This is a genomic window from Faecalicatena fissicatena, assembly GCF_016900595.1.
GTDB classification, from domain to species: Bacteria; Bacillota; Clostridia; order Lachnospirales; family Lachnospiraceae; genus Claveliimonas; species Claveliimonas intestinigallinarum.
Genome location: NZ_JACLYY010000009.1, coordinates 39,575 through 62,343, shown reverse-complemented (window position 1 = coordinate 62,343; position 22,769 = coordinate 39,575). Strand labels below are relative to the sequence as shown.

Sequence of the window (22,769 nt, the reverse complement as noted above, 5' to 3'; positions counted from 1 at the left end):
TGGTATAATGGAACAAATGTGACACAGACATAACAATGCGGAAAGTGAAAGGGAGTCTTGCATGTGCCGAAAAAAAGCACCCTGTACGGTCGCTCTGATCGTGGTGAATGTGGCAGTGTTTATTTTTCTCAGCTTTGGAGGGATGACAGAGGATGCATACTATATGCTTCAGAACGGAGCCATGTATCTTCCCCTTTTGCAGCAGGGAGAGTACTATCGGCTGATCACATCCATTTTTCTGCATTTTGGATTTTCCCATCTGGTCAACAATATGCTTATGCTGGGTGTGATGGGCTGGCAGCTGGAGCTGGTGGTCGGGAAGATTAAATTTCTGATCATCTATTTCGCGGCGGGCATTGGCGGCAATATGCTGTCTGCTCTGGTAGAGATGAGAACCGGGGATTTTGCTGTGAGCGCAGGGGCGTCCGGCGCTATATTCGGAATCATAGGAGCCCTTCTTTATATTGCGGTGCGCAACCACGGTCAGATTGGCAATGTTTCCGGCCAGGGCATCCTTGTCATGATCGCCCTGACTTTGTACTATGGGTTTACCAGTTCGGGGGTAGATAATTTTGCTCACATCGGCGGGCTGGCGGTGGGATTTGTGCTGGCGGTTCTCCTATACAGGAAGAGAGACACGGAATTCCGTTCCGGCATTTACCGCTGATGTCACAGAAATCTTTCCTCCGTGGGCCCGGACTGTCCGGTCCGCAATGGCGAGGCCCAGCCCGGTGCCTCCTTTTTTGAAGGTGACAAAGGGCTCAAAGATATGATCCAGATGTTCCTGGCTGATGCCGCAGCCGGTATCCCGGATGGCGACGACAATTTCAGATGAAGAACAGGCTGCATCCAGACGGATAGAGCCTTTTCCGTCAATAGACTCCCGCGCGTTTCGAAGAAGGTTTAAGAAGACCTCTCTTAATTTGACCCGATCCCCCCTGAAAGAGGGAAGGTCCGGCGCCAGCCGGGAAGTGAACTCAACGGGGCTCTCGGCGCAGGAGGCGGCAAAGGAGAGAACAATCTGTTCCATAAAAGAGCGGAAGGAAAATTCTGTCAAAAAGAGTGAGCGGCTGTGGTTCAGAGAAGACAGATCTGTCAGGAGCTGCTGCATATATTCTACATCCTCCCGCATGGATACCCAGTACCGGTCTGATGCAATCCCGGGATGCCGGGACTCCAGAAGCTGGAGGGTGCTGTATACAAGAGTCAGAGGATTCCGGATCTCATGGCTGATGGTGGACAGCGACTCCTCATGGGAAGCCAGAAGCTTCTCGATGAGGGCGCGGTTCTCCGGGGATTTTGCCATAAGCTGCTGTAATTTGTCGTAATCTGTACTTGTAAACATAGGTTCATTACCGCCTTTCTGAAGTAAAAGTTTAGCATCGGCGGTTAAAATATTCAATCACAATTTTAGGAAAGAAAGAGGGAAAAGAAGATGAGAGATGACAACTGTATTTTCTGCAAAATAGCAAACGGAGAAATTCCGTCAGCGACAATCTATGAGGACGATGATTTCCGGGCTATCCTGGACCTTGGCCCGGCGTCAAAGGGACATGCGCTGCTTCTCCCGAAGGAGCACTATGCGGATCTCTATGCCCTGCCGGATGAGACAGCGGCAAAGGTGCTTCCAACAGCCAAGAAGATCGTATCCCGCATGAAGGACGTGCTGGGCTGTGACGGCTACAATCTGGTGCAGAACAATGGAGAGTGCGCGGGGCAGACAGTCTTCCACTTCCATCTGCACATGATCCCCCGCTATAAGGATGACGAGGTTGGGCTTGGCTGGAAGATGGGCGAGCTCAGCGATGCGGACAGAGATGAAATCCTGGCAAAATTGAGAGAAGGCCAGCAGTAATCCGGAAAAGAAAAACTGAAGATGAAGGAAAATGATGTGGGAATTGAGTTCATAGGCAGACAGGGATTCGATGCTGTTTACGAAAAGTACAAGAACCTCATTTTCCAGACGGCGTTTCTGTACATAAAAGAGTGGTACGCGGCAGAAGATATCATGCAGGAAACCTTTCTGCGGTACTACATTTACATGGAACACACGAGAGTGGAGAACACAAAATACTGGCTTCTCACCACTGCAAAGAATATTACGCTGAATTATATCAGAGATAACAGCCGCAGTACTGTCCTCGACATGGAGGATGAAGAGGAGGGAGTATATGGTTCTGTGGAAGGCGGCGAGGAAATCTTCTTTGACAAGCTGTGGAGGAAAGAAGTGCTTGAGGCCGCTGACACCATCCTGGATGCGCTTTACCGCAAGAACAGAAGATGGTATGACGCGGTTACCCTTGTGTATTGTATGGAGAAACCTCAGAAGGAGGTCGCTGCGTGTATGGATATGAGTCTGGAAAGTCTGCAGAGTATGCTGTATAGAGCAAGAAACTGGATAAAGAAAAATTACAGAGAAGAATTTGACCACATCCATGAAGCATAAAAACAGGTGTCGTTCTGACACCTGTTTTTTAAGGATGCGCGTCTATTCATTGACAGCAGACTCTATTAAATCAATAATAGTATCAATAGAATTCTGCTGATGGGATTTGGACATGGCCTCAATGTACTGCTGTCTGTTCTCGTAGAGAGTATGGACGCAGGAGAGGAATTTTTCGTTTGTAATGTCTTCTTCCTCCAATACCATGCTGAAGCCCTGGCGCTCAAAGGAGCGGGCGTTCAGGATCTGGTCGCCACGGCTCGCATTTGCGGAGAGGGGGATCAGCAGATTCGGCTTGTGCAGTGCGAGAAGCTCACAGATGGCATTGGCTCCCGCCCTGGAAATGACGATGTCTGTCAGGGCAAAGAGGTCTTTCAGTTCATCCTTGATGTATTCATATTGGACATAGCCGTTCAGATTGTTTAGGGTGGGGTCAAGCTTGCCTCTGCCGCACAGGTGGATGATCTGAAAATCCTTCAGAAGCTCCGGGAGATTGCTCCGCACCGCATTGTTCACAGCTACAGCTCCCAGGCTTCCGCCGATTACGAGAATGACCGGCTTATCAGACGTAAAGCCCGTGAAACTCCTTGCTTTTTCAGCATCTCCCTCAAGAAGCTCCTGGCGGATGGGGGATCCGGTCAGAACAGCCTTGTCGGCAGGAAGAAGATCCACTGTCTCCGGGAAATTGCAGCACACCTTCACTGCGGAAGGTATGGAAAGCTTGTTGGCAAGTCCAGGCGTCATGTCGGACTCGTGGATAATTACGGGGACTTTACACTGTTTCCCTGCCACGACCACCGGGACAGACACAAATCCTCCCTTGGAGAAGATCACATCCGGTTTGAGAAGCCTGATCAGCTTTTTCGCTTCGCCAAAGCCCTTCAGCACCCGGAAAGGATCTGTAAAGTTCTGGACGCTGAAGTAGCGGCGCAGTTTTCCGGAGGAGATCCCGTGGTAAGGAATTCCGAACTGTTCGATCAGCTCCTTCTCAATGCCATTGTAGGAGCCGATGTAGTGAATATCATATTGTAACTCCCGCAGCCGGGGAAGCAGTGCGATATTCGGGGTGACGTGGCCCGCAGTACCGCCGCCAGTTAAAATAATACGTTTCATGATATCTGTATTCCTCCGATTTTAATTTCTATTAACAATTGTAAACGTAAGTACGTCGGGGGTCAAGGAAAAGTAGCAATCACAGTACGAAAGAAATAGTCAGAGAGGTGGCCGATGAGAGAATATTCTAATAATGAACAGTCCTGCGAGGAGCAGAGAGAGGAAGAGCAGTTCAAGGCTCTCCTGGAAAAGCAGATGCGCAGAGAAGCTGAGCAGATTGAAGAGGAACTGGAAAATAATCCCGAGATTGCCGGGCTGTCCCCTGACGACAGCGCTAAGGAGAAGCTGTACGAAAAAATAGAGGAGTATGAGCGGCAGCAGGCTGTGCGCAGACTGTCTCCGGAGGATCAGGAGGCGCTGCGTCTTGGGCGGCAGATCCAGAAGGAGAAGGCCCTGGAGAGGAAAAACACAGTCGATTCCAAATCCGGATCCAGGCATGGGAAAAAGCGCTTCTTCAAGCGCCTGGCCGGTGTTGCGGCAGTGTTCGTCATTGTGGCTGCTGTGGGGATCACAGGTGTCGGCGGACCGGCTAGGGTGATGGAGGTTCTGCAGCAGGTGGTGGGGAGTAGGGAGATGACAAAAGTCAATTCTGATGAAGAGGATTTGTTGGATTCAGGAGAGAACCAGGAGGAGAGGATATACCAAGAGATAAAAAATGCGTTTGCTATAGATCCGGTAAGAATCATTAAATTGTTACCTGAAATGGAATTTTTGGATGCGCAAATCGACACAGATTTGCAGGTGGTAAATATGTTTTTTGAAAAAGACGGAGACATTATTTCGTATATTATGAACTTTTCTCAAGAAGATATTGCTTGGGGAGCAGACATAGAAGATATCTTTATACACGAATATAAATATCCCTTAAATATGGTCGAAGTCACCATTCAAGAATATGAAATAAAAGAAACCGGAAAGAAAAAATATTCGGCTAGTTTTGATTACCAAGACGTTCACTATCAACTTACAGGTATTATGGAAAAAGGAGAAATAGAAGAAATTTTAAATAATTTATATTTTTTCTAAAAAACGCGTCAGTTTTTGTAAAGTTATGTGTCTTACTATATGGAAAGAAAAGCAGAACAAGGAAAAGGAGGGACATTTTTTGAAAAAGAGACTGATATCTGTATGCTTCGCAGCTATGTTGATGATGGGCCTTACAATAACCGCAGAATTCCCAACAAAAGCAAATGAAAGCAAGCCTATGTTAGACGGCTCATACCTGACATGCGAAGATGAATCTACAGGTATTGCGGGCGCAATGACCAGAGGTGTGGATCTGCAGACAGGGTATTCCAAAATTAGAGAGTTAGGCCCTGGACAAATTTATGCCGGTGGCACGACGATTGCTCAGCACGAGGTAGAGCTTGTAAAAGTGGCTGTTATTGTGGAAAGAGCAAAAGATGAAAATGACACTTGGCATTATGTGGATTCCTGGCAGAAGGAGAATAAGAATACTTATGTTGCCAGTACAAGTAAACTGCTGGAAGTAGAGGGAGACTGGTACTACAGAGTACGCTGTGTCCATTCAGCAGGAAATGACTTGAGCAGTTCCTATACTGATGGTTTATATATTCATGAGCCCGAAGAAGACTAAAAAACAAAAAGAAATAATTAAAAAACCAAACCAAGAGAACATTTTAAACTCGATCTTTTGATCGAAAAGCCCAATGGGCACCAAACCATCCTGCCGAGCTGCTGTATCTGCTGCTTCGTGGCGCACCTGGAAACAATAATCAAATAACAATTTTATTTTTTCCTTACATTGAGAAGCCGTCATACAGGCCCGAAAGGGCTAAAGACGTCGTGAAGCAGCAGATACAGCAGCTTGGCGGGACATAAGAGAACGCACACAAAAAAAGAAAAAACTAAACGAAAGAGAGGGCGCTGCCACAAATAAGAGTGGCGGAGGGCCCTCTCTTTCCAATTTAGTGCTTTTGCATTAGTTCTCCTGTGCCTTTGCCATGCGGAGAGCCTTGGCAAGCTGGTCCGGACAGGATGTGGGTTTAAAGCCGCACTGGATGCCCTCGATACGGGAGATGGCCTCGTCTACATTCATGCCCTCCACAAGCCGGGCAACTCCCTGGGTGTTTCCGGCGCATCCGCCTACGAATTCTACGGATTTGATGGTGTCGCCGTCCAGCTCTACATTGATGAGCTGTGAACAGACGCCCTGTGGTCTGAACTGTATCATGATAGAAACCTCCTTATCCTTTGCACTCCCTGTACAGAGATCTGTACAGAGGAGAAGATGTCTTTCATCGAAGAAATTATATCAAAAAGGCAGGTTGAAATCAACGGCTGGGTCAGCACCCAGCTATTCGTCCAGCCATATGGCCAGGTCAGAGCCCATATTTCTGATAAAGCTCCTCCCTGTACGAAGAGTCGGATGCAGCCTTTATGATCTGATCTTCTTTTTTCTCTTTGTTTAGAATAAGGATTAATTTGCTGTAGCGGTCGGATGCCTGCTGCCGCCCAATGGCCTCACCCTGCTGCCTTCCAATCCGCGTCCACTCCTCGCGCCCCTTCTCTATGGCGTCATCCCATATCATCTGTCCAAGTTTTGTCATGGCAATCGCCTCCTTTATTGCTTCCAGGTCATCGTCCTTCAAAAATTTCACTGCGAAAGCGTAGAGTATCGCTTCCATCTTCTGGATCTCCTCCGGGTCAAAGGAGCTCTCGGCTGCCCGCAGGAGCTGAATGGCCTGCAGGATCCGGTTCTTCTGTCTGAGACTGCCTCCCATCAGGGGAGAGAGGAGCAGGGGAATGATGTCTTCCCTCGACACAGAAGAGGCACCATTTTCAGCAAGCCGGGAAAAGAGCTGGTCTGAGTTGTCGTCCTTTAATCGGATCAGGCGGACCCGGTACGTGTTAATCCCCTCTGTGATGCTGTCCCGGAGCTTTTTGGCCCTGTCGGAGCAGATGACGTAGGTGATCACCGGCCCGCCGAGCCGCCGGGAGGCGGACGCCTCATACTCCCGGAACCGCCGCATATCGCTGACGGAGACTGAGTCGCTCTCAAATTCAAAGTGATACCAGAGACCGTTTTCCATCTCGTAGAGAAAATCCTGGTACATGTGTCGGGTCTCCAGCTCCACTATTTCCGTGGGCGCTGACCGGACGGCCTTCTCCGGGATACCCAGCCAGTGGATCAGCTCATCGCCAAAGTAGTCCGCGGCGGACTTGAAAGCCAGATCCTCAAGATGAGAAAGATCCGTGTTCAGTTTGTTTGCTTCCTGCAATATGTCCCTCCGTTTCCGGCGGCACAGGAACTGTTTTCATATCCTTATCATACCATACCAGATAGCAGATTGCCTTTATTTTATCGTAAATGTACAAAATATTCGTTGGATATCTGTCCGATGCGGACTGAGATATTCAGATAAATGCAGCTAGAAAATATCTGCAGCTGAAATGTGCGGCAGATGATCTTGATTGACAGGAAAACAGCGCTGTGCGGCTGCTATCTGTACTATCTACGATACCATGGGAGACGGAGAAAAGCAATACCTTCCCCTGCAATTATAGCAACCATTTGAAATCCCGGCCGCAACGCCCTGAGCCACCTGGTCGCGACACTCTGATCCTATCCAGTCACAACCCTGATTGCAAACCACCTTCTCCCACGCTATAATGAAAGGGCATTAAAAAGGATGATCAGACATGATTATTATAAGGTAGAAAGGATGAGCAAAATGATTGGAATTATAGGAGCAATGGAGGAGGAGGTCTCCGCCTTAAAGGAGGAAATGCAGACGGAGGAGATAAAGGAGATCGCGGGTATGACCTTTGTGAAGGGCGTTCTCTGCGGCCGGAATGTGGTGGTGGTGCGCAGCGGCATCGGCAAGGTCAACGCGGCTCTGTGCGCCCAGATACTGGCCTCCGAGTTCGGCGTGGACGCGCTGATCAACACAGGCATCGCCGGTTCCCTTGACGCCCGCATTGACATTGGGGATATAGTGATCTCCACGGACTCCCTGTACCACGACATGGACGCCTCCAAGTTCGGCGACCCGATGGGACAGATCCCAAGGATGGACGTGTTTTCCTTTGAGGCGGATCCCCGCCTGGTAGAGCTGGCAAAAGAGGCCAACCAGGAGGCAAACCCGGACATCCACACATTTACGGGAAGGGTAGTGTCAGGCGACCAGTTTATCTCAGACGCCAAGGACAAGGAGAGGATCAAGCGCAATTTCGATCCTCTGTGCACGGAGATGGAGGGAGCGGGCATTGCCCACGCCGCCTACCTGAACGGAATTTCGTATGTCATTATCCGAGCGATTTCTGACAAAGCCGACAACAGCGCCTCTGTAGACTATCCGGTCTTTGAAAAACAGGCTATCGCCCACAGCGTAAGGCTTGTGAAGGCCCTCCTTTTGAAACTGCCGGAAAAGGGTCTGTAAAAGCAGCGGCACAGCTCGCCAGAAAGCGCCGGAAATCCCCTGTTTCCGGGCAGAAACTGTAGAACGGTTTTTCTGGTTTCCCTTCCGGATTTGAGTATAATCAAATCAAAGAAGGAGGGTTAGATCATGTTAGAAGTGGTATTGGACAGACATATTATGGTTATCCTTATGGGGATAGCCGCGGCTGTGGGGGTGATCAGCAAGATCGCGGCCGGCATTTCTCTGAAGAGACTGGTCCGGGCGGCCGGCAGTATGAATAAGAGCGGACATCCCCTGGTTCGCCTGGTGAAGGCAAAATTTGAACATGCCTGCATGGTGAGCGACCGGGTTCAGAACGTGGAGGTGTTTGTGGAAAAATATCTGCATGAGTACCGGGCCGGAGGGCTCAGGCTTCACACCTGGAGACGCCTGGAGAAGGCGGGCGTGTGGCTGTGCCTTCTGTTTGGACTGGCCGGCGCGGGTGCCTGGTACGCGTCCCGGGGCATGGCGGACCAGGTGATCCAGTACGGCGCGGCGGGAGCGGGAGGAGCCATTCTTCTCTTCCTGTTCCAGCTCACAAGCGATGAGAAGTACCAGCTTGGAGTCATCAGAAACTATATGGTGGATTATCTGGAAAATGTCTGCGCACACCGGTATGAGAAGGCGCAGGCGGACAGAGTGAAGGAAGAGTGGAAGGCCATGGCTCCGCCGGACACAAATTCCCGGTCTGAGGAGATCCAGCCGGCACGGGAGATCCAGCCGGAGATCCTGCAGCCGGCAGAGGGCCCGCAGCCTGAAATCCGCCAGCCGGAGATGAGCCGGCCGGAGATGCATCAGCCGGAAATGCGCCAGTCAGAGATGGGTCAGCCACAGAACCTGCGGGAGGCGCAGGAAGAGAAGGCGCAGGCGGCAGAAGGCAGGGAGCCGGCCTGGGAGCCGGTTCAGAAAGCTGCACAGGAAGCAGTCCGGGAGACAGCCGCCCGGGAGCCGGCTCAGGAGCAGAGAGAGCAGCGGCTGCGCTTCCAGGAGGAAGCCTCCAGAGAGCTGGCTGCTGACGCGAAAAAACGCCAGAGCGGAAAGGACAGGCCTGTAAGGGAGACAAAAGCGGCCCGGACGAGGACCGGAAAAGAGGAGGACGAGGTCTCAAAGGAGGTCCGCATCCGGGAGATACTGGAGGAGTTTTTGGCTTGATTATAAAGGGTAATACTGGTAAAATAGACTTGATATGAGCTGAAGCGGGCCTGTCTGCCTTGCCTAAGAGCTGTATCGTGTATCATAAGTATACAATAACGAAGAGAGAAAGAAGGGTTTACCATGAGCAGTAAAGTTACATTCGACTATTCAAAGGCAATGACATTTATCAAAGAGCATGAAATAGACTCCATGAAAGAGATCGTAGGAAACGCCAAGGACGTCCTGGTGAGCGGAACAGGAGCCGGCAACGACTATATTGGCTGGGTAAATCTCCCTGTAGATTACGATAAAGAAGAGTTCGCGCGCATCCAGAAGGCGGCAGAGAAGATTCAGAGCGACTCCGAGGTACTGATCGTCATCGGTATCGGCGGCTCCTACCTGGGAGCAAGAGCTGCCATCGAGTTCCTGCGCCACGGCTTCTACAACAATGTATCCAAAGAGATCCGCAAGACACCGGAGATCTACTATGCAGGAAACAGCATCAGCAGCACCTATCTGAAGGGGCTCATCGACGTGATCGGCGACAGAGATTTCTCCGTAAATATCATCTCCAAGTCCGGAACGACCACAGAGCCGGCCATCGCCTTCCGCGTGTTCAAGGAGATGCTGGAGAAGAAATACGGCAAAGAGGAAGCGGCCAAGAGGATTTACGCCACCACGGACAAGGCAAGGGGAGCCCTGAAGAACCTGGCTACAGAGGAGGGCTACGAGTCCTTCGTTGTGCCGGACGATGTAGGAGGACGCTTCTCCGTTCTGACAGCTGTGGGACTTCTGCCCATCGCAGTCAGCGGCGCAGACATCGAGAAGCTGATGGAGGGCGCAGCGGCAGGAAGAGAGCTGGCGCTGAACAAGCCATTTGAGGAAAATGACGCCCTGCAGTACGCGGCTGTCCGCAACATCCTTCACAGAAAGGGCAAATCCGTAGAGGTGCTGGCGAACTACGAGCCGAGCCTTCACTATGTATCTGAGTGGTGGAAGCAGCTCTACGGCGAGAGCGAGGGAAAAGACCAGAAGGGTATCTTCCCGGCATCCGTGGATCTTACTACAGACCTCCACTCCATGGGCCAGTTCATCCAGGACGGCAGCCGCATCATGTATGAGACAGTCCTGAATGTGGAGACATCCAGAGAGGAAATCCTCATTAACGAGGAGCCGGTGGATCTGGACGGCCTGAACTACCTGGCGGGAAAGAGCATGGACTTTGTAAACAAGAGCGCCATGAACGGAACAGTCCTGGCCCACACAGATGGCAATGTGCCGAACCTGATGGTGAATATTCCGGAGCAGAATGAATTTTATCTGGGTGAGCTCTTCTACTTCTTCGAGTTTGCCTGCGGCGTCAGCGGCTATGTATCCGGCGTCAATCCGTTCAACCAGCCGGGCGTTGAGAGCTACAAGTCAAACATGTTCGCTCTCCTCGGAAAGCCGGGCTATGAAAAAGAGAGAGAAGAGCTGCTGAAGAGATTGTAAGCTATACGAGGCTATCAGATGACTGAACTTTACGCCAGACTGCAAAGATACAGCGTTTCTGACTATTACGGGTTTCACATGCCGGGGCACAAGCGGAACACAGCGCGCTTCGGCAGTGATCTTCCCTACGGGATCGACATCACTGAGATCGAGGGATTTGACGACCTCCACCACCCGGACGGGATCCTGAAGGAAGCGCAGGAGAAGGCCTCCCGGATCTACGGGACCGGCGAGACGAGATTTCTCGTGAACGGAAGCACAGCGGGGATATTAAGCGCCATCCTGGGGTGCACCCGGAAGGGAGATCAGGTGCTGGTGGGCCGGAACTGTCACAAATCCGTGTATCACGCCATCTATATGAACGAGCTGGAGCCGGTGTACCTGTACCCCGGTTTCCGACCGGATATTCAGTTGAATACAGAAATATCTGTAAGCGCAGTGAAAGCTGCGCTTAATGAACATTCCAGGGTAAAGGCGGTGATCCTGGTCTCCCCCACCTATGACGGCGTCGTCTCGGACATCCGGGGCATTGTCGGGGAGGTCCATAAGAGGGGAATTCCCCTGATCGTGGACGAGGCACACGGGGCCCACTTTGGCTTCCACCCCTATTTTCCGGAGAGCGCCCTGGGACAGGGGGCGGACGTGGTGATCCACAGTCTCCACAAGACGCTGCCGGCTCTGACCCAGACGGCCCTCCTCCACGTGGACGGGCCCTTTGCAGATCGGGAGCGGATCTTCCGCTATCTGGACATGCTCCAGTCCAGCAGCCCCTCCTATGTGCTCATGGCTGGCATCGACAGGTGTATCCATCTGCTGGGGGAGAAGAGGGAGGAGCTCTTTGGCCCCTATGTGGAGCAGCTTAAGAGGCTCAGAGAGCGGCTGAGACATCTGGAAAAGCTCTCCCTTGTACAGACAGAGCGCTACGACCGGTCCAAGCTGGTCCTGTCTGTAGGCAGGGCGGACATGACCGGAAGAGAGCTGTATCTGTGGCTTCTTAGGGATTATCATCTGCAGCTTGAGATGGCCGCCGGCTCCTACGCCTTGGCCATGACAAGCGTGGGGGATACGCAGGAGGGCTTCCGCCGGCTGGGGGACGCCCTGGAGGAGATTGACAGATCCGCGAGGGAGAGAGCGGCAGCAGTCCCCTGCCAGGCCGGCGGCCTGCCGCGGAATGAGATAGTCTGCACAAGCGCCCGGATGGAGGAGTTGGCCCGGGAGACGAGCCCTGTGAAGGGACAGGTGAAAAAAGTGCTCCTGGAGGAGAGCGAGGGACTGGTGTCCACAGAGTACGCCTACCTCTATCCGCCGGGCATTCCGCTCATCGTTCCGGGAGAGCGCATCAGCCGGGAGAGTGTGGAATTGCTGCTCACAAGCAGAAGCCAGGGATTTTCCCTGGAAGGTATGGAAGAAGAAGGAAGCATCAGGGTCTGGATAAATGGGTAAAATATACTACATAATAGGAAAAAGTTCATCAGGCAAGGACACTATTTTCAAGGAGCTTCTGTCCCGCATCCCGGAGCTGAAGCAGGTGGTGCCCTACACTACAAGGCCCCGCCGGGAGGGGGAGAAAGACGGGGTGGAGTATTTCTTCACAGACGAGAAGCGGACAGAGGAGCTGGAGCGGGCGGGCCGCATCATTGAGCTCCGGGCATACGATACAGCCTGCGGCGTGTGGAAATATTTTACAGCTGACGACGGACAGATCGATCTGGAGACGGGAAATTATCTCATGATCGGGACTTTGGAATCCTACGAAAAAATGGTACAATACTACGGGGCGGAGAACATCCTGCCCCTCTATATAGAAGTGGAGGACGGAGAGCGGCTTTCCCGGGCGCTTGCCAGGGAGAGGCAGCAGGCGCAGCCAAAGTACAAAGAGCTGTGCCGCCGTTTTCTTGCGGACGAGGAGGACTTTTCGGAGGAAAAGCTGCGCCGGCTGGGCATACAGCGCCGGTTCCGCAACGAAGATAAAGAACACTGTTTAGAAGAAATCACAGAGGTAATATACAATGGGAAGCTTTAAAGACGTAGTAGGACACAAGGACATTATCAACTATATACGCAATGCCGTGACAGAGAACAAGGTGTCACATGCCTATATCCTGAACGGGGAGAGAGGCTCCGGCAAGAAAATGCTGGCGAACCTGTTTGCCACTACGCTCTTGTGCGAGGAGCAGGGGCCGGATCCCTGCAATAAATGCCACTCCTGTCACCAGGCGGAGAGTGGGAACCATCCGGACATCATCCGGGTAACCCACGAGAAGCCGAATACCATCAGCGTGGACGACATCCGCAGGCAGGTCAACGAGGACATTCAGATCAAGCCCTACCAGGGCCCCTACAAGATCTACATTATAGCGGAGGCGGACCTGATGACCGTGCAGGCTCAGAACGCCCTTCTCAAGACCATCGAGGAGCCCCCTGCCTACGCGGTGATCTTTCTTCTCACAGAGAACGCGGAGGCCCTGCTTCCCACCATCACCTCCCGGTGCGTGATGCTGAAGCTGCGTAACATCAAGGATACCCTGATCCGCAAGTACCTCATGGAGACTATGCATGTGCCGGACTACAAGGCGGACATGTGCACAGCCTTTGCCCAGGGAAATATGGGGCGGGCGATCATGCTGGCCAGCTCGGATCACTTTAACGAGATCCGGGAGGAGGCGGTCCAGCTTCTGAAATACATCAACGAGATGGACATCAGTGAGATCACGAAGGCCATCAAGAAGATTAACACTTATAAACTCGAGATCAACGACTACCTGGACATCATCATGATATGGTACAGGGACGTGTTGCTATATAAGGCGACAAAGGATATGGACAAGGTCGTGTTCAAAGACCAGATCAGCTACATCCAGGAGCGGGCAAAGAAGAGCTCCTACGAGGGCATTGAGCTGATACTGGAGAGTCTGGAGAAGGCCAAGACACGCCTCAAGGCAAATGTAAATTTTGACCTTGTCATGGAGCTTTTGCTGCTGACGATAAAGGAGAACTGACAGATATGACAAAGGTGATTGGAGTAAGATTTCGCAGGGCGGGGAAGGTCTATTTCTTCTCCCCCGGAAAACTGGAGATCCACCATGGGGACAATGTGATCGTGGAGACCGCCAGGGGCGTGGAGTTCGGAAATGTTGTGACCGGGCCGCGAGAGGTGGAGGAGGAGAGGATCAGCCAGCCTCTCAAATCCGTCATCCGCATCGCAAACAAGGACGACTACCGCCGGGAGGAGAAGAACCGGGAGAAGGAGAAAGAGGCCTTCAGCATCTGCCAGGAGAAGATCCGCAAGCACGGGCTGGAGATGAAGCTCATCGATGCGGAGTACACATTTGACAACAATAAAGTGCTGTTCTACTTCACCGCAGACGGAAGGATCGACTTCCGGGAGCTGGTAAAGGACCTGGCCAGCGTGTTCCGCACAAGGATCGAGCTGCGCCAGATCGGCGTGCGGGACGAGACTAAGATCCGGGGAGGCATCGGCATCTGCGGCCGGGAGCTGTGCTGTCATACATACCTGACAGAGTTTGCCCCAGTGTCCATCAAGATGGCCAAGGAGCAGAATTTGTCCCTCAACCCCAGCAAGATTTCGGGCGTGTGCGGCAGGCTCATGTGCTGCCTCACCAATGAGGAACAAAACTACGAGGAGCTGAACAGCCGTCTGCCGGCGGTGGGAGACACAGTCACTACGCCGGAGAAGCTGAAAGGCGACGTGCAGGCCGTCAATGTGCTGCGCCAGCTGGTGAAGGTGGTCGTTACCCTGGACAACGATGAGAAGGAGGTCCGGGAGTACAAGGCAGCGGAGCTGCGCTTCAAGCCCCGCCGGAAGAAGAAGGACACAAAGATCTCCAGGGAGGAGATGGCGCAGCTGAAGGCACTGGAGGAGAAGAACGGAGCGTCGAAGCTGGATGACAAGTAAGAGTACAGTGGATTTAAAGCCGGGGGAACGCCTGGACGACCTGCAGATCAAGGGGTACCGGATCATCCAGTCCCCGGGCCGGTTCTGCTTTGGCATGGACGCGGTCCTGCTGTCCGCCTTCGCAAAGGTAAAAAAGGGTGAGCGGGCGCTGGATCTGGGGACCGGGACAGGCATCCTCCCCATTCTGCTGGAGGCAAAAAACGAGGGGGAGTCCTACACCGGCCTGGAGATTCAGGAGGAGAGCGCGGACATGGCCCGCCGCAGCGTCCTTGTCAACCACCTGGAGGACAGGGTCCGCATTGTCACGGGAGATATCAGAGAGGCAGCCGCCCTTTTCGGCGCCGCCTCTTTTCACGTAGTCACAGTCAACCCGCCTTACATGATCGGAGATCACGGCCTGAAAAATGCCAACGAGGCCAAGTACATTGCCCGCCACGAGGTGCTCTGCACCCTGGAGGACGTGCTAAGAGAGAGCGCCAGGCTCCTGGAAAATAAAGGTCGGTTTTATATGGTGCACCGCCCCTTCCGGCTGGCCGAGATCCTCGCCGGCATGAGCCGCCACCGGATCGAGCCGAAGCGGATGCGTCTTGTCCACCCCTACATAGACAGGGAGCCAAACATGGTGCTCCTGGAGGGAGTGAAGGACGCGAGCCCAAGGATGACCGTGGAGCCGCCCCTGGTGGTGTACAACAAAGACGGAACCTACACAGACGAGCTGTTAAAGCTGTACGGTCTGGACAGACAGGAGAAACATTAGGAGAGAAATATGGCAGGAACACTGTATCTGTGCGCCACCCCCATCGGGAACCTGGAGGATATGACCTTCCGGGCCGTGCGCACACTGAAGGAGGCAGATCTCATAGCCGCGGAGGACACCCGCAACAGCATCAAGCTGCTGAACCACTTTGAGATACGGACTCCCATGACCAGCTACCACGAATACAACAAGATTGAGAAAGGAAAGAAGCTCACAGCGCTTCTCCTGGAGGGAAAAAATATCGCCCTCATCACGGACGCCGGCACGCCGGGAATCTCGGATCCCGGGGAGGAGCTTGTGAAAATGTGCCATGAGGCGGGGATCACGGTCACAGCCGTGCCCGGAGCCGCCGCCTGCGTGACTGCCCTGACTATATCCGGGCTGCCCACAAGGCGGTTTGCCTTTGAGGCTTTCCTCCCCTCCGACAAAAAGGAGAGAAGGGACGTGCTGGAGGAGCTGAAGGACGAGACCAGGACCATTGTGATCTATGAGGCGCCCCATCGCCTCCTGCGGACGCTGGAGGAGCTTCTGGAAGCGCTGGGAGACCGGCAGGTGTCCGTCTGCCGGGAGCTGACCAAAAAGCACGAGACCGTCTATCGGTCCACCCTGGAGGAGGCCTGCGCTTACTACAAAGCCCAGGAGCCCCGGGGAGAGTGCGTTCTTGTTATCCGGGGAAAGAGCCGGGAGGAGCTGCGCCGCCAGTCCCAGAAGAAGTGGGAGGAGATGTCCCTGGAGGAGCACATGGCATACTACACGGATCAGGGCGTGGAGCGGAAAGAGGCCATGAAAAAGGTGGCAAAGGACAGAGGCGTCAGCAAGAGGGAGATTTACCAGGCGCTTCTGCAAAGAGAAGAGGAATGATCTGTCAGAATGACGGAAGAGAAGAAGGGACCGTTGGTCAAGTTGTATAGAAATCAAAAAAAAGATTGTTCAACTTGGGCATGGCGAAATCCCTTCTTTTTTTATATACTGGGTAACAGATAAAGAACGTCGGCTCCGGCCGTGCACCATTAACAGGAGGAACAAAACAATGGCAAGTTTATCATTAAAGCACATTAACAAAACATATCCTAACGGATTTGAAGCTGTAAAAGATTTCAACCTTGAGATCGAGGATAAAGAATTTATCATCTTTGTAGGACCTTCCGGATGTGGAAAATCCACCACGCTCCGTATGATCGCAGGTCTTGAGGAGATCACATCCGGCGAGCTGAAGATCGGTGACAGAGTCGTAAACGACGTTGAGCCGAAGGACCGCGATATCGCAATGGTATTCCAGAACTACGCTCTGTATCCGCATATGACAGTATATGATAACATGGCATTTGGTCTGAAACTGAGAAAAGTTCCGAAAGATCAGATCGACAAGATGGTTCGCGAGGCTGCCAAGATCCTTGACCTGGAAGCTCTTCTGGATCGTAAACCAAAGGCTCTTTCCGGTGGACAGAGACAGCGTGTTGCCATGGGACGTGCGATCGTTCGTAACCCCAAGGTATTCCTTATGGACGAGCCTCTCTCCAACCTGGATGCAAAACTTCGTGGACAGATGCGTGTTGAGATCTCCAAGCTGCACCAGAGACTGGGCACAACCATCATCTACGTAACACATGACCAGACAGAGGCTATGACACTTGGTACAAGAATCGTAGTTATGAACGCTGGTGTTGTACAGCAGGTAGATACACCGCAGACACTGTACGATTATCCTTGCAATATGTTCGTTGCTGGATTCATCGGATCTCCGCAGATGAACTTTATCGATGCTACATGCAAAGTTGAGGGAGACAAAGTTTCTCTTGTAACAGGACCTCATACAATCGCTCTTCCGCCTGCAAAAGCAAAAGCGCTCAAAGAAGGCGGCTATGATGGAAAGACAGTTGTTCTCGGTATCCGTCCTGAGGATGTTCACGATGAGCAGATGTTCATCGAAGCTTCTCCTGACACAGTGATCGAGGCCAAGATCCGTGTATACGAGATGCTCGGCGCAGAGGTTCTCCTCTACTTCGACTATGAGGGAGCAAGCATGACAGCAAGAGTTGATCCCAGAACAACAGCAAGATCCGGCGACACAGTGAAATTCGCTCTGGATGCTGAGAAGATCCATATCTTTGACAAAGAGACAGAGCTGACGATCACAAACTAGTCAGACGCTTTGAAATGAATATGTGAAAAGGAAGAGAGATGCCTGGAAGGGTGTCTCTCTTTTTTTGGTTCCCATCTGGCTGTCTGCCGCGGTATGCAACGAATTGTTAATTGTTTATCATTCTGACATAATGTATAATTGTTTTTAACATATACCTAAAAAGAGATAATGGACACACAGGGATAAAAAGAGCAACGTTGGAATGGGAATACAATAAGGCCAGGGAGGAGCTGCTGTGGAGAAACCGGAAGGAAGAGGAGGAGAAGGTTCTGCGTCAGTGGGGGATGGACGAGGAGGAGATACAGATGCTCCGGGAATACGACTGGGATATCTTCAAATCCGAGCGCCGGTTCCTGGAGCACTGGGCTCCCTGGGAGGACTATGAGGCGGAAGGATGGATGCGGGATTACAGGAGAGCTGTCATGAAGTATTTTGATATGGAGGACAGCCGATTTTTCTCAGAGAGGACAGAGCGTGTTCTTAAAGGCCTGGACCAGGTCGGAAAAGAAATCCTGTATTTGAAAATAAACGGTTATGAGACGAGAGAGATTTCTGCTATAATAGGTATTACAGAAAAAGCCATATACCGGAGAATGGACCGGATCAAAGAAAAATTGAAAAAAATCTGACGCCAGAGGGGAAAATCGACACTGTTCGACGGCTATATAATGTAGGATGGTTTCGAAGGTGAGGAGAAAGTGGAGGGAGATTAGCATGAAGAAAATCCTTTTGTACCTTACCCTGATTCTGCTGCCTGTGGCAGGCGGACTCTTTCTGGCTGAGAGATTTCAGACAGATCTGGAAATCAGCGTATTTGACTGCCAGATGAAAGAATGGAAAAGACGGGAGCAGAGCCCGGAAAGGATGTGACAAGTTGCTGCCAAATCAGACGATACAGAAACTGATACAGGAGATCAAGAGAATATCAGGCTTTGACTGTTCCATATGGAATGAAAAGGCAGAGTGCCTGGCCATGACAAACGTAAAAGCGCGGCCCCGGCAGGCAGATGTGGAGGAACTGATCCAACAATATAACAGCCAGGGGAAGGAGGAGTCCACAGGAGAGGAGAGCCTGTTCCTGCTGGAAAACGCAGAGCATTTCTACGTACTGGCTGTGGCCGGGACAGACGACAAAGCAGTGATGGCGGGGCGCTTCGGCCTCAGCCATCTGGAGAGCCTGGCCTCCATGAATCGCAATAAAATGGACAAGAATCGGTTTATCCAGAGCCTTCTTCTGGACAATCTCCTCCTGGTGGACATCTACAACCAGGCCAAGAGACTGAAGATCCCGGTGCTGCAGCGGAGGGTCGTGTTCCTGGTTGAGCCCAAAAACGCGGACGACAACCTGGTGCTGGAGACACTGAAGGGCCTTTTTTCCATCGGCATCAAGGACTTTGCCACCTCTGTCGAGGAGAGGCATATTATCCTTGTGAAGGCCCTGGAGCCCACAGAGGACTACGAGGATATCCAGCACATGGCGGATGTCATCGTGGATACCCTGGGCATGGAGGCCATGGTCGGTGTCCGGGTCTCCTACGGCACCATTGTGGAGGAGCTCAAGGACGTGTCCCGCTCCTACAAGGAGGCGGATATGGCCATGGAGGTGGGGCGCATCTTCTACTCCCAGCGGCGCGTGCTGTCCTACAGAGTGCTGGGCATAGGCCGGCTCATACACCAGCTTCCGGCTTCCCTGTGCGAGATGTTCCTGGACGAGGTCTTCGAGGGGAACGCCATGGAGAGCTTTGAGGAGGAGGAGCTGGCGGCGGTCTACACCTTCTTCGAGAATAATCTGAACATCTCGGAGACGGCGAGAAAGCTGTATGTGCACCGGAATACCCTGGTGTATCGTCTTGAGAAGATCCAGAAAAAGACAGGTCTGGACGTCCGGGTGTTTGAGGACGCCATGACATTCAAGATTGCCCTGATGGTGGAAAAGCATATGAGGGCGATGAAGGAGAAGGAAAGCTGAAACGCTGCAAAGAGACAGCCGGCCAAAACGGACGCGGACCCTGCCTGGAAGGAGGCTGATCCACTTGTGTTTGAGGTGTTGAAACTGTCATTTTAGTGTGATATAGTAGATATAGAAAAGGAACAACCGCCCACAAAGTGGTTAGCCTCCAAGATGTGGCATAAGCCTACCTGACCGCCAAGTACAAGGTAGGCTTATTTATTTTCGCTTATATGTATCCATCTGCACCACCTCCCCTCTGCTTTATGAGTATAGGGAGGCTGCCACCTTGTATCACAGTTGTTCCGTATGCAGAGTATAACATAATGAAAGTTTACAATATTTTCGTTATAGTTAACCAGATTTCTTTATAACCTTCACGCGTATCGCATATATATCCACCCGTTTAAATTGACTTTTCCCCGGAACCGGGATAAAATAAACTGACGAAGTAAAATCAAAAACAGGAGGAATATGGAAAGATGATAAAGCTCTACGACAAAGGCGTTTATCTTGTGAACGGCACAGAGATCATGGAAGATGCGGCCGAAGTGCAGCAGAAGACCGGCCGGGCTGTGACACAGGAAGAAGCAGCAGCGCAGACAATGGCATACAATATACTGAAGGATCACAACACCTCCGGCAATATGGAGCGCCTTCAGATCAAATTCGATAAACTCACATCCCACGACATCACTTTTGTGGGTATTATCCAGACAGCCCGGGCTTCAGGACTGGAGAAATTTCCGGTTCCCTACGTGCTGACCAACTGCCACAACTCCCTGTGCGCGGTGGGCGGGACCATCAACGAGGATGACCACATGTTCGGCCTCACATGCGCTAAGAAGTACGGTGGCGTGTATGTGCCCCCTCACCAGGCGGTCATCCACCAGTTTGCAAGGGAAATGCTGGCCGGCGGCGGAAAGATGATCCTTGGCTCTGACAGCCACACCCGCTACGGTGCCCTGGGAACCATGGCCATGGGCGAGGGCGGACCGGAGCTTGTAAAGCAGCTTCTGGGCAAGACCTACGACATTAAGATGCCGGGCGTCATCGGCATTTACCTGGACGGAGAGCCCATCAAGGGCGTCGGCCCCCAGGACGTGGCTCTGGCCATCATCGGCGCTACTTTTGCCAACGGCTATGTGAACAACAAGGTAATGGAGTTTGTGGGCCCCGGCGTGGACAAGCTGAGCGCGGACTTCCGTATCGGCATCGACGTCATGACCACTGAGACCACCTGTCTGTCCTCCATCTGGAAGACGGATGAGACTATTCGCGAGTTCTTTGAGATCCACGGACGGCCGGAGGACTATAGAGAGCTTCAGCCAGGAGCAGTGACCTACTACGACGGCATGGTGTACGTGAACCTGAGCGAGATCCGCCCCATGATCGCCATGCCTTTCCATCCCTCTAACGTATATACCATTGACGAAGTCAATGCAAACTTAAAGGACGTGCTCCACGATGTAGAGCAGAAGGCCCTGGTGAGCCTGGACGGCGTGGTGGACTACTCTCTCCAGAGCAAGATCGTGGACGGAAAGCTCTACGTGGACCAGGGCATCATCGCCGGATGCGCGGGCGGAGGATTTGAAAATATCTGCGCCGCAGCGGACATCATCCGCGGAAAATACATCGGCGCGGACGAGTTCACCTTCAGCGTTTACCCGGCCAGCACGCCCATCTACATGGAGCTTGTGAAGAACGGCGCAGTGGCAGACCTGATGGAGGCGGGAACCATTGTGAAGACTGCCTTCTGCGGACCTTGCTTTGGCGCGGGAGACACGCCGGCCAACAACGCCTTCTCCATCCGCCACTCCACAAGGAACTTCCCCAACAGGGAGGGCTCCAAGCTGCAGAGCGGACAGATCGCTTCCGTGGCCCTCATGGACGCCCGCTCCATCGCGGCCACAGCGGCAAACAAGGGCTTCCTGACACCGGCCACGGCCATGGATGTGGAGTACAGAGGACCCAAGTATCATTTTGACAAAAATATTTACGCGAACCGCGTGTTTGACAGCCACGGCGTGGCAGACCCCTCTGTGGAGATCAAGTTTGGCCCCAACATCAAGGACTGGCCGGAAATGCCGGCTCTCCCGGAGAACCTGATCCTGAAGGTGGTTTCCGAGATCCACGATCCGGTCACCACTACAGACGAGCTGATCCCCTCCGGAGAGACATCCTCCTACCGCTCCAACCCCCTGGGGCTGGCGGAGTTTGCCCTCTCAAGGAAGGATCCCGCCTATGTAGGACGGGCCAAGGAAGTCCAGAAGGCCCAGAAGGCCATCGAGGCCGGAGAGTGTCCGCTTAATGCCCTGGAGGAGTTAAAGCCTGTCATGGCAAAGATCCAGGAGACCTACCCGGAGGTGGGCAAGGGCAATATCGGCGTTGGAAGCACCATTTTCGCGGTGAAGCCGGGAGACGGCTCCGCCAGGGAGCAGGCCGCGTCCTGCCAGAAGGTGCTGGGCGGCTGGGCGAATATCGCCATTGAGTACGCCACAAAGAGATACCGCTCCAACCTGATCAACTGGGGCATGCTCCCCTTCCTCACCAAGGAAGACCATGAGCACCTGAGCTTTAAGAACGGCGATTACATTTTCGTTCCGGACATCCGCAGGGCTGTGGAGGAGAAGGACGATGTGATCAAGGCCTACCTGGTGGGCGACAGCTTAAAAGAGCTGGAGTTTACCATGGGCGACCTGACAGATACAGAGAGAGAGATCATCCTGAAGGGATGCCTCATCAACTACTACAGAGGATAAGAGCTGGAACACAGGCAGCTCCGTGTCAGACAAAAAAATCTGGCCGGGGCTGCCTGTTATTTTACAGAAAAAAATATTTTCTATGCAACAAAAAGGCCTGCCCAAAGACTCTAATCTATATAAGAAGCAGACAGGCAGATACGAGGGAGGAAATACTATGAAGTGTGATGCAGAAGGCTTTGCTGCCCTGTACAGCACTGTGTACACAGACATGTACCGTTTCGCACTCTGCATGATGAAGAGCTCTCACGACGCGGAGGACGCCGTCAGCGAGGCGGTGATACAGGCCTATGAGCACATCGGTTCCCTGCGCAGCGAGGAGTCCTTTAAGAGCTGGATTTTTACAATTCTGGCAAACACGTGCAGAAAGAAATGGCGGCAGCAGGAAAGAGACCAGAAAAAGGCGGAATTGTCCTTTTTCTCGGGAGAGGATGAGAGCGCCCCGGACTGGGACCAGGCCGTGGACGTGAGAAATGCCTTCGCCATCCTGGCGGAGGAGGAGCAGCTCATCGTGGGACTGTCGGTTTTCGGCGGATACACAAGCGGGGAGATCGGGGAGCTTCTGGAGAAGAGCCCTTCCACCGTGCGCTCAAAGATGAGCAGGGCTCTGGCAAAAATGAGTCTGATACTGAAGGAGTAGG

General features: G+C 52.6%; 24 protein-coding genes. 20 read left to right on the top strand and 4 right to left on the bottom strand.

The annotated features are described in order from the left end of the window. Nucleotides 1-61: 61 nt before the first annotated feature. Nucleotides 62-667: a rhomboid family intramembrane serine protease gene (locus H7U36_RS10165; protein ID WP_205156097.1), complete on the top strand. Its 606-nt coding sequence runs from the start codon at nucleotides 62-64 to the stop codon at nucleotides 665-667. Here the strand turns inward: H7U36_RS10165 and H7U36_RS10160 are convergent. Continuing rightward, nucleotides 620-1,345: a sensor histidine kinase gene (locus H7U36_RS10160; RefSeq protein WP_205156096.1), complete on the bottom strand. Its 726-nt coding sequence runs from the start codon at nucleotides 1,343-1,345 to the stop codon at nucleotides 620-622. The genes H7U36_RS10165 and H7U36_RS10160 overlap by 48 nt on opposite strands. 90 nt (nucleotides 1,346-1,435) lie before the next feature. Here H7U36_RS10160 and H7U36_RS10155 point away from each other — a divergent pair, with 90 nt between their 5' ends. Together H7U36_RS10155 and H7U36_RS10150 are read left to right on the top strand one after the other, a co-directional pair. Next, nucleotides 1,436-1,855: an HIT family protein gene (locus H7U36_RS10155; protein WP_033126135.1), complete on the top strand. Its 420-nt coding sequence runs from the start codon at nucleotides 1,436-1,438 to the stop codon at nucleotides 1,853-1,855. A 21-nt stretch (nucleotides 1,856-1,876) separates the two neighbouring features. Further along, entirely contained in the window at nucleotides 1,877-2,446 is a 570-nt protein-coding gene (locus H7U36_RS10150) for an RNA polymerase sigma factor (RefSeq protein WP_191493585.1), read from the top strand. Nucleotides 2,447-2,488: 42 nt separating this feature from the next. Here H7U36_RS10150 and H7U36_RS10145 read toward each other — a convergent pair whose 3' ends face one another. Then, nucleotides 2,489-3,556 (bottom strand): undecaprenyldiphospho-muramoylpentapeptide beta-N-acetylglucosaminyltransferase, encoded by a 1,068-nt coding sequence (locus H7U36_RS10145; RefSeq protein ID WP_191429390.1) that lies wholly within the window; start codon nucleotides 3,554-3,556, stop codon nucleotides 2,489-2,491. Nucleotides 3,557-3,670: 114 nt separating this feature from the next. On the opposite strand from H7U36_RS10145, the gene H7U36_RS10140 reads away from it, so the two are divergent. Beyond that, the gene (locus tag H7U36_RS10140) at nucleotides 3,671-4,582 is read left to right on the top strand and encodes a DUF4367 domain-containing protein (protein WP_205156095.1); all 912 of its coding nucleotides are present in this window, start codon (nucleotides 3,671-3,673) and stop codon (nucleotides 4,580-4,582) included. Nucleotides 4,583-4,661: 79 nt separating this feature from the next. Beyond that, nucleotides 4,662-5,153, top strand: a complete 492-nt coding sequence (locus tag H7U36_RS10135) for a DUF6147 family protein (RefSeq protein WP_205156094.1) — start codon at nucleotides 4,662-4,664, stop codon at nucleotides 5,151-5,153. 345 nt (nucleotides 5,154-5,498) lie between these two features. On the opposite strand, the gene H7U36_RS10130 is transcribed toward H7U36_RS10135, so the two are convergent. Both H7U36_RS10130 and H7U36_RS10125 read right to left on the bottom strand, forming a co-directional pair. Next, on the bottom strand, nucleotides 5,499-5,747 hold the full coding sequence (locus tag H7U36_RS10130; protein ID WP_033126194.1) for a TIGR03905 family TSCPD domain-containing protein: 249 nt from the start codon (nucleotides 5,745-5,747) through the stop codon (nucleotides 5,499-5,501). A gap of 151 nt (nucleotides 5,748-5,898) precedes the next feature. Continuing rightward, complete coding sequence (locus H7U36_RS10125; protein WP_191493587.1) at nucleotides 5,899-6,798, bottom strand: hypothetical protein; 900 nt, start codon at nucleotides 6,796-6,798, stop codon at nucleotides 5,899-5,901. Between the two features lie 453 nt (nucleotides 6,799-7,251). Between H7U36_RS10125 and H7U36_RS10120 the strand changes: the two genes are divergently transcribed. The 15 genes from H7U36_RS10120 (at nucleotide 7,252) to H7U36_RS10050 (ending at nucleotide 22,768) form a co-directional block, all read left to right on the top strand. After that, nucleotides 7,252-7,959 (top strand): 5'-methylthioadenosine/adenosylhomocysteine nucleosidase, encoded by a 708-nt coding sequence (locus tag H7U36_RS10120; RefSeq protein ID WP_205148421.1) that lies wholly within the window; start codon nucleotides 7,252-7,254, stop codon nucleotides 7,957-7,959. Nucleotides 7,960-8,085: 126 nt separating this feature from the next. After that, nucleotides 8,086-9,129: a cell envelope integrity TolA family protein gene (locus H7U36_RS10115; RefSeq protein ID WP_033126141.1), complete on the top strand. Its 1,044-nt coding sequence runs from the start codon at nucleotides 8,086-8,088 to the stop codon at nucleotides 9,127-9,129. A gap of 123 nt (nucleotides 9,130-9,252) precedes the next feature. Beyond that, a complete protein-coding gene (locus H7U36_RS10110; RefSeq protein WP_191493589.1) occupies nucleotides 9,253-10,602 on the top strand; it encodes a glucose-6-phosphate isomerase in 1,350 nt (449 codons plus the stop codon). 18 nt (nucleotides 10,603-10,620) lie between these two features. After that, nucleotides 10,621-12,045 carry an aminotransferase class I/II-fold pyridoxal phosphate-dependent enzyme gene (locus H7U36_RS10105; RefSeq protein WP_205156093.1) on the top strand — a complete coding sequence of 475 codons (1,425 nt, stop codon included), beginning with the start codon at nucleotides 10,621-10,623 and terminating at the stop codon, nucleotides 12,043-12,045. Beyond that, nucleotides 12,038-12,625 (top strand): guanylate kinase, encoded by a 588-nt coding sequence (locus H7U36_RS10100; protein ID WP_205148424.1) that lies wholly within the window; start codon nucleotides 12,038-12,040, stop codon nucleotides 12,623-12,625. Before H7U36_RS10105 ends, H7U36_RS10100 begins: the two co-directional genes overlap by 8 nt. Continuing rightward, nucleotides 12,612-13,601 (top strand): DNA polymerase III subunit delta', encoded by a 990-nt coding sequence (holB, locus tag H7U36_RS10095; RefSeq protein WP_033126145.1) that lies wholly within the window; start codon nucleotides 12,612-12,614, stop codon nucleotides 13,599-13,601. Before H7U36_RS10100 ends, holB begins: the two co-directional genes overlap by 14 nt. A 5-nt stretch (nucleotides 13,602-13,606) precedes the next feature. Beyond that, nucleotides 13,607-14,518, top strand: coding sequence for a PSP1 domain-containing protein (locus H7U36_RS10090; RefSeq protein ID WP_033126146.1), 912 nt, complete (start codon nucleotides 13,607-13,609; stop codon nucleotides 14,516-14,518). After that, nucleotides 14,508-15,275, top strand: a complete 768-nt coding sequence (locus tag H7U36_RS10085; RefSeq protein WP_138303615.1) for a tRNA1(Val) (adenine(37)-N6)-methyltransferase — start codon at nucleotides 14,508-14,510, stop codon at nucleotides 15,273-15,275. Before H7U36_RS10090 ends, H7U36_RS10085 begins: the two co-directional genes overlap by 11 nt. 9 nt (nucleotides 15,276-15,284) lie before the next feature. After that, entirely contained in the window at nucleotides 15,285-16,136 is an 852-nt protein-coding gene (gene rsmI, locus H7U36_RS10080) for a 16S rRNA (cytidine(1402)-2'-O)-methyltransferase (protein WP_033126148.1), read from the top strand. A 169-nt stretch (nucleotides 16,137-16,305) separates the two neighbouring features. Beyond that, nucleotides 16,306-17,418 (top strand): ABC transporter ATP-binding protein, encoded by a 1,113-nt coding sequence (locus tag H7U36_RS10075; RefSeq protein ID WP_033126149.1) that lies wholly within the window; start codon nucleotides 16,306-16,308, stop codon nucleotides 17,416-17,418. Nucleotides 17,419-17,615: 197 nt separating this feature from the next. Then, nucleotides 17,616-18,047 (top strand): helix-turn-helix transcriptional regulator, encoded by a 432-nt coding sequence (locus H7U36_RS10070; protein ID WP_033126150.1) that lies wholly within the window; start codon nucleotides 17,616-17,618, stop codon nucleotides 18,045-18,047. A gap of 85 nt (nucleotides 18,048-18,132) precedes the next feature. After that, entirely contained in the window at nucleotides 18,133-18,288 is a 156-nt protein-coding gene (locus tag H7U36_RS10065; RefSeq protein WP_156111852.1) for a hypothetical protein, read from the top strand. Nucleotides 18,289-18,292: 4 nt separating this feature from the next. Beyond that, complete coding sequence (locus H7U36_RS10060) at nucleotides 18,293-19,387, top strand: PucR family transcriptional regulator (RefSeq protein WP_033126151.1); 1,095 nt, start codon at nucleotides 18,293-18,295, stop codon at nucleotides 19,385-19,387. Between the two features lie 461 nt (nucleotides 19,388-19,848). Continuing rightward, entirely contained in the window at nucleotides 19,849-22,128 is a 2,280-nt protein-coding gene (locus tag H7U36_RS10055) for a hydratase (protein WP_191428372.1), read from the top strand. A 157-nt stretch (nucleotides 22,129-22,285) separates the two neighbouring features. Next, nucleotides 22,286-22,768, top strand: a complete 483-nt coding sequence (locus tag H7U36_RS10050; protein WP_033126153.1) for an RNA polymerase sigma factor — start codon at nucleotides 22,286-22,288, stop codon at nucleotides 22,766-22,768. The last annotated feature ends 1 nt before the right edge of the window (nucleotide 22,769 follow it).